Source organism: Amycolatopsis sp. NPDC006131, from assembly GCF_040614175.1.
GTDB lineage: Bacteria > Actinomycetota > Actinomycetes > Mycobacteriales > Pseudonocardiaceae > Amycolatopsis_E > Amycolatopsis_E tucumanensis.
The window spans coordinates 1-5,956 of record NZ_JBEXTX010000205.1; the positions used below are offsets into that span (position 1 = coordinate 1).

Sequence of the window (5,956 nt, forward strand, 5' to 3'; positions counted from 1 at the left end):
GTATACATCCTATACAAAGACCCACCCCCCCCCCAACACGGGGGGGGAGCCCCCCCCGGCGGGGGGCTGCGGGCGGGGGCGGTGCCCGGGCCCGGGCCGCACCCGCTGCCACATGGCGTGCTCCCAGCTGCCGCGCGTGTCGACGTCCGCGGCGTCCGCCAGCTCCTCCAGCTCCGCGGTCTCGTCGCCGGCGAGCTTGATGCGGTGCGCCCGGACCAGCCCGTCGAGGTGAGCCGCCTTCGTGACCCCGATGATCGGTGTGGTCCCCTTGGCGATGGCCCAAGCGGTGGCGATGTCGGCGGCGGAGGCGCCCCGGTCCGCACCGATCGCCGTCATCCTGTCCGTCAGCGCCCGCAGCTGCGGCAGGATGCCGTTGCACACGGCCGCGCGGGTGCTGCCCGCCGGCAACGGATTCGCCGGTAGGAGAAGAACCGCACGTCGTGCTCGCGGCAGTGGCCGATGATGCCCACGCGCTCGGAGCCGCGGTAGAGGAGGCTGTAGTGGTTCTGGACCGCCTCCACGCGGAAGCCGGCCTCGCCGAGGATCCGGTCGGCCAGGGCGATCTCGGCCAGGTTGTGGTTCGAGACCCCGACGTGCCTGATCCGGCCGCTTTCCAGCAGCGGGATCAGCAGCGGCGTCCAGCCACGTCGGCGGGGTTGTGGATCCAGTACAGGTCCACGTAGTCGGTGCCCAGCCGGTCGAGGCTCTGCTCCAGCATGTCCGCGACCGGATCGCCGCCGGCGCCGGCGATCTGCGGGGTGAACTTCGTGGACAGCTGGTACTCGCCGCGGTCGTAGCCCTTCAGCGCGCGGGCGAGGACCGTCTCCGAGCGGCCCATGCCGTACACCACCGCGGTGTCCCACAGGCTCAACCCGTGCGACTGCGCCTTCTCGACGACCTCGCGCAGACCGGACTCGCTCAGTCGGCTGCCTACCTGTTCGACCTGGCCCGCTCGTCGCGGCGCCGGGACGTCGAGATCCCGCCCCGGGTCCAGTGGCTGCTCGACTCCATGACGATCTCCTCGGCGTTCGTGCGCAACGGCCGCACGGACGTCGTCGCCGCCAATCCCCTGGCCCGTGCCCTGCTCGCGCCGATGTTCGACAGCGCCACCGCCGCCCTGCTGCGCGCCGAAGCCGGGCGCGAGGCCCCGCGACCGGGCACTGCGCGAACTCGTCGGCGAGCTGTCCACGCTCAGCCCCGAGTTCCGCGACCACTGGACCGCGCACGACGTCCTGATCCGCCACGACGGCATCAAACGGCTCCGGCACCCCGAAGCCGGTTACCTGGACCTGACCTTCCAGTCCCTCGACCTCCCGGCACCGCGTCCGAAGACCGGCTCAAGCTCCGCGCCAGTTGGGCGGCCACCCGATCCCGGACGGCGGAGCCCACCCGCCACTCCTAGGCCAGCAGGGCCGGCTGTGCCAGCAGGACGATCGCCGTGGCGAGGAGCAGGCCGCCGACCACGCGGCTGATCAGTTCGCCGTGGCGGGTGACCTTTTCCAGGGCGACGACGGCCGCGAACACGGCCATCCAGACCAGGTTCATCATCCCGGCGGCCAGTAGCACCGCCATCAGCGCCCAGCAGCAGCCCAGGCAGTACCCGCCGTGGCTCAGCCCCACCCGCAGGACACCGAACCGGCCGCGCACCGCCGTCTCGCTGTGTTCGAGCAGCAGCGCCATCGGTGACCGGCAGTGCCGCAGGCACACGCGCTTCAACGGGGTCAGCTGGTACACGCCGGCGACCAGCAGCACCACTCCCCCGGCCCGCACGGCGGTGACGCTGGGCCCGGTCATGGCCCGCTCCAGGCCCTGCACGAACGCGAACGCCCCGATCCCCGCCACCGCCCACACGAGGAAGTAGCCGGCGAACAGGCCGTGGCCACGCAGTCCCCGGCTGCGCAGCAGGCGGCGCATGCCCAGGCTGAACGGCACGACGCTCGGCAGCATCATCGCCGCCATCATCACGACCCACACGCCGAGGAACAGCGCCGCTTCCCCGGGCCACGGCCGCATCGCGCCGGCCATGTCGTCCATCGCGGGCCCGCCGGTCAGGACCCCCATGCGCATGTCCGCGGTCGCGAGCCTGCTCGTCAGCGCCCAGGCCAGTGCGGCGAGCACCAGCAGCACGACCACCAGCGCGGCTTCGGTTCGCGACCACCGCCGCACCGAAGCCGCGTGCGAAGCGACATCCCGGCCCGGCCGCGGGGTCATGCCGCGTCCGGTCCGCTCCACTCGAACGGGATGAGTTTGCTGGAGTTGCCGCTGCGCTCCCAGCGGAAGCCGAACGCGTCGGCGGACTCCCCGGTGACCCGGCCCCACACCGCGGGCGGTTGCCCCGGGCCCACCTCGGCACCGGGCAGGTTGTGGACCTCCACCCGCGCGCCCGGCTCGCTGGTGGGCCCGGTCAGCGCCTCGACCCGCGCGGTCGCCTTGCCGGGGATGCTGACGCTCCAGCCGGAGTAGTCCTCGGCGATCGAGGCGTCGATGGCGGCGAACTCCATGCCGCGCATCTCACCGCCGAACATCTCGGTGAACCGGGCGGGCCAGCCGCCCGCCTGGCCGCCGAAGATCATCTGCAGGGCGCCGCGCTGCGCCTCGTCGGCTCGCTCGTCCAGGAAGACCGCGCCGTAGGCTTCGCTGTGATCGCCCCACACGTTGCCCACGAAGGACGCCAGCATCACGACGTTCAACCCGTCCAATCGGGACTCGCCGTACCGCCCCTCACGCACGTGCCAGAGGAGAACACCGTCGCAATCACCGTAGGTCGGCGGCTGGGCGAAGGAACACGGGCACGGGATCGCGCACTTGCACGCGTCGAACCACACTCCCCGCAAGCGCCACGGCTGCACGGAAGAACCGGTCATCGCCACCCTCCCTTCGGGAATCAGCCCAGTGTCCCTCCCGCTTGTCGGTCGGACAAGCAACGCCGGCAGGCGAAAACCATTCGCGCGGGCACGCGACGGATCGACTGTTCTTGGCACGCGAGCTCGGGCCCGGCGGTGGCCGCCGGGCTGGTGGCGCCACCAGTCCCGGCGGTCGTCCACTCTGGACCCGCGGTCAGGACACCAGCTCTGCCAGCTGCGCATCCATCCAGGGGTAGAACTCCTCGGCCTTCGTGCTCAGCCGGGACTTCAGCTCGCGCGTCGGCTCGTCGGCCAGTACCTCGAGCGCACCGTCGGCGACGCCGTCGTAGGCCTGGGCGACGACGCTCGCGGCGGTGACCTTCGGGACGTCCCACCTGGTCGTCATCGGTGTGTCGATCATGCCGACCAGCAGGCCGATCACGTGGGTGCCCTGCCCGCGCAGCTGCACCCGCAGCGCGTTGGTCGCCGACCACATCGCCGCCTTCGAGGCCGCGTAGCCGGTCGGGATGCTGAACCAGGACGCCGCGGACAGGATGTTCAGCAGGGTTCCGCCGCCGTTGGCGGCGAGCACCGGCGCGAAGGCGTTCGCGACGCGGAGCGTGCCGAAGAAGTTCGTCTCGAAGATCCGGCGCAGCTCGTCCTCCGGCCCGGCGATGGAGTCGCCCTCCGGCGCGATCCCGGCGTTGTTGATCACCAGGTCGACGTCGGGGGCGGACGTGACGGCGCGGGCCACGGCGCCGGCGTCGGTGATGTCGAGGGCCAGCGGCTGGACGCGGGAATCGTTCCAGCTCTTCGGCTTGCGCGCCGCGGCGTAGACGTTGCTCGCGCCGCGTTCGAGCGCCTGGGCCACGAACTGTTCGCCGAGGCCGCCGTTCGCGCCCGTCACGAGCACGGTCCGGCCCTTGAGTGACTGGTTCACCTATACTCCTTCATCAAGTGGGGAGTGTCCCCGAATTCAGTATGCGGGGACAGTCCCCACTTCCGCAAGGAGGGATGTCATGGCTGACAGCGCGAAGGCGCGGCCGCTGCGGGCCGACGCCCGGCGAAACCGCGACGCGATCCTGCTCGCGGCACGCGAGACGTTCGAAACCGAGGGCGTCCTCGCCTCGCTCGACGGCATCGCCCTGAAAGCGGGAGTGGGCAACGCCACGCTCTACCGGAACTTCCCGACGCGGGACGACCTGCTCGCCGCCGTCATGCAGACCAGCATCGAGGAGGCCGTGGCCGAATCCGGCGAACTGGCCCGCACCGCCTCCCCGCGCGAGGCGCTCGCCGAATGGCTCGCGCGGCTGACCTGGCAGCTGCGCATCTGGCACGACCTGCCCTCCTGCGTCGCCACCGCGCACAACGACCCGGGCTCACCGATGACCCACGCGTGCAACCCCCTGCTCGACCGGACCCGCGAACTCCTCGACGCGGCGAAGTCCGCCGGCGACGCCGTGGAGGGCGTCACCGCGGAGGAGCTGTACGAGCTGGTCGTCACGCTGTCCTGGGGCGTCGACCGCTTCGGCGACGACGAGCAGGCCGCACGCAAGCGGGTCCGGGTCGCCACCGCGGGCGTCTTCACCTAGATGCGCGTCTGACAAAGATCGCGGTTGGTGGCTGGGGTGGTGCTGGTCGTGTCGCGGTTTGAGTTGCTCTCGGATGAGCAGTGCGCGTTGATCGAGGACTTGTTGCCGGTGCGGACCGGTGAACCGGGGCGGCCGTTCTCCGACGCCCGGGCGATGGTGGAGGGAATCACCTACCGCTTCCGGTGCGGGATCGCGTGGCCCGATGTTCGAACCGCTCATGGCCCACCTGCACGTCCCTCGGCTGGGCGGCGGCGGATCCCGCACCCGGCCCGACCTCGTGCGCGGCGACAAGGCCTGCTCCTCCCGCGCCATCCGCCAACACCTCCGCCGCCGCGGAATCCGCACGATCATCCCCGAACCCGCCGACCAGACCGGGCACCGCAAACGCCGCGGTTCCCGCGGCGACCGCCCACCCACCTTCCACGCCCTGGATTACCGCGGCCGCAACGTCGTCGAACGCAACTCAAAGCAATGGCGCGGCATCGCTACCTGAACTCGCCACCCTCCACCGCGCCGCCATCCTCATCCACGACACCATCACCTCGACGAGAGCATTGTCAGACACGGTCTAGGCCGGAGCGCCCAGCCAACGGGTCAGCGCGGCTTCCAGGCCGGTGGTGTCACCCGCACCCGACGCCCACGCCACGAAACCGTCCGGACGCACCAGCAAACCGCTCAGGCCGCTGCCCTCCGCGCTGCCTCGCACCAGCTCCAGACGCGTCCCATACGCCTTCGCCAGGACGGCGAGCTCGTCGTTCCCGGCGAAGTCGGCCAGCAGAGCCTGTCCCCCGCGAGCGTGGTCGGCCAGCCGGCTGCCGTCGTCCAGCTGGAGCTTAGGCATCAGCGCGCCGACCAGCGGGTGGCCGTTCCCCAGGTCGTAGCGCTGCCCGAGACCGGAGATCCGCTTCGCGTAGAGCGTCGCGCCGTCCCGGGTGCCGAGGAAATCGGCGACCACGGCCCGCAGCGCGCCGCTGTAGGCATCACCGCGCATCGCCGCCACCTGCGCGCGCGTCCAGTCGAGCACGTCGGCACCGATCGGGTGCCGTTCGCTGACATAGGTGTCGAGCAGCCCCTCCGGCGCCCAGCCCCGCACGGTGGCGGCGAGCTTCCACCCCAGGTTGACCGCGTCGCCGAGCCCCAGGTTCAGGCCCTGGCCGCTGAACGGCGAGTGGACGTGGGCGGCGTCCCCGCACAACAGGACGCGGCCACGCCGGTAGGTGCTCGCCTGCCGCGCGTGGTCGGTGAAGCGGGTGCCGCCGTCGGCGACGTCGGTCACGTGCACGTCGAGCCCGCTGACCCGGCGCAGGCTGGCGTCCATTTCGGACGCGGTGACCGGGGCTTCCCGGTCCGCCGGTGGTCCGTCCAGCTCGACGGTGCGGATCCAGCCCGGCCTCGGGCCGTAGACGTAGAGTCCCGCGGTCGTGTACTGCCACCCCTGGCCCAGCAGCTCCGCCCCGTGCACGGTGCCGGTCGCCTGGCGGACCGTGATCGTCGGGTCCGTGCCGGGGAAGTCGAAGCACG

At 71.7% G+C, this 5,956-nt stretch carries 10 protein-coding genes and 1 pseudogene; 4 read left to right on the forward strand and 7 right to left on the reverse strand.

The genetic code is table 11. The annotated features are described in order from the left end of the window. Nucleotides 1-9 precede the first annotated feature (9 nt). The 3 genes from ABZ215_RS42955 to ABZ215_RS42965 are packed head-to-tail and all read right to left on the reverse strand — an operon-like array spanning nt 10 to nt 994. Nucleotides 10-381 carry an aldo/keto reductase gene (locus ABZ215_RS42955; RefSeq protein WP_354956662.1) on the reverse strand — a complete coding sequence of 124 codons (372 nt, stop codon included), beginning with the start codon at nt 379-381 and terminating at the stop codon, nt 10-12. Further along, a complete protein-coding gene (locus tag ABZ215_RS42960) occupies nt 345-668 on the reverse strand; it encodes an aldo/keto reductase (RefSeq protein ID WP_354956676.1) in 324 nt (107 codons plus the stop codon). Before ABZ215_RS42960 ends, ABZ215_RS42955 begins: the two co-directional genes overlap by 37 nt. Continuing rightward, nucleotides 626-994, reverse strand: coding sequence for an aldo/keto reductase (locus ABZ215_RS42965; protein WP_354956678.1), 369 nt, complete (start codon nt 992-994; stop codon nt 626-628). Before ABZ215_RS42965 ends, ABZ215_RS42960 begins: the two co-directional genes overlap by 43 nt. Before the next feature lie 82 nt (nt 995-1,076). Between ABZ215_RS42965 and ABZ215_RS42970 the strand changes: the two genes are divergently transcribed. Then, nucleotides 1,077-1,472, forward strand: coding sequence for a hypothetical protein (locus tag ABZ215_RS42970; RefSeq protein ID WP_354956664.1), 396 nt, complete (start codon nt 1,077-1,079; stop codon nt 1,470-1,472). Here ABZ215_RS42970 and ABZ215_RS42975 read toward each other — a convergent pair. The 3 genes from ABZ215_RS42975 to ABZ215_RS42985 all read right to left on the reverse strand — a co-directional run bounded on the left by ABZ215_RS42975 (nt 1,399) and on the right by ABZ215_RS42985 (nt 3,783). After that, entirely contained in the window at nt 1,399-2,211 is an 813-nt protein-coding gene (locus tag ABZ215_RS42975) for a DUF2182 domain-containing protein (protein WP_354956666.1), read from the reverse strand. The two genes, ABZ215_RS42970 and ABZ215_RS42975, sit on opposite strands and share 74 nt — an antisense overlap. Continuing rightward, complete coding sequence (locus ABZ215_RS42980; RefSeq protein ID WP_354956668.1) at nt 2,208-2,864, reverse strand: DUF1326 domain-containing protein; 657 nt, start codon at nt 2,862-2,864, stop codon at nt 2,208-2,210. The genes ABZ215_RS42975 and ABZ215_RS42980 overlap by 4 nt, the downstream gene beginning before the upstream one ends. Nucleotides 2,865-3,057: 193 nt before the next feature. Beyond that, complete coding sequence (locus ABZ215_RS42985; protein ID WP_354956670.1) at nt 3,058-3,783, reverse strand: SDR family oxidoreductase; 726 nt, start codon at nt 3,781-3,783, stop codon at nt 3,058-3,060. Between the two features lie 79 nt (nt 3,784-3,862). Between ABZ215_RS42985 and ABZ215_RS42990 the strand changes: the two genes are divergently transcribed. From ABZ215_RS42990 to ABZ215_RS43000, 3 genes and pseudogenes are all read left to right on the forward strand, one after another. Further along, entirely contained in the window at nt 3,863-4,435 is a 573-nt protein-coding gene (locus tag ABZ215_RS42990) for a TetR/AcrR family transcriptional regulator (RefSeq protein ID WP_020417225.1), read from the forward strand. Nucleotides 4,436-4,543: 108 nt separating this feature from the next. Beyond that, a pseudogene (locus ABZ215_RS42995) lies at nt 4,544-4,600 on the forward strand (hypothetical protein); the annotation flags it as partial. 37 nt (nt 4,601-4,637) lie between these two features. Then, entirely contained in the window at nt 4,638-4,928 is a 291-nt protein-coding gene (locus ABZ215_RS43000; RefSeq protein WP_354956672.1) for a hypothetical protein, read from the forward strand. Nucleotides 4,929-5,003: 75 nt separating this feature from the next. Here the strand turns inward: ABZ215_RS43000 and ABZ215_RS43005 are convergent. Further along, nucleotides 5,004-5,956 (reverse strand): FAD-dependent monooxygenase (locus tag ABZ215_RS43005; RefSeq protein WP_354956674.1); only part of this gene is annotated, 953 nt, incomplete at its 5' end.

Coding starts and splice junctions, on each gene's coding strand:
- ABZ215_RS42990 (WP_020417225.1), top strand. CDS start 3,863: ATGGCTGACAGCGCGAAGGCGCGGCCGCTGCGGGCCGACGCCCGGCGA.
- ABZ215_RS43000 (WP_354956672.1), top strand. CDS start 4,638: ATGTTCGAACCGCTCATGGCCCACCTGCACGTCCCTCGGCTGGGCGGC.
- ABZ215_RS42980 (WP_354956668.1), bottom strand. CDS start 2,864: ATGACCGGTTCTTCCGTGCAGCCGTGGCGCTTGCGGGGAGTGTGGTTC.
- ABZ215_RS42975 (WP_354956666.1), bottom strand. CDS start 2,211: ATGACCCCGCGGCCGGGCCGGGATGTCGCTTCGCACGCGGCTTCGGTG.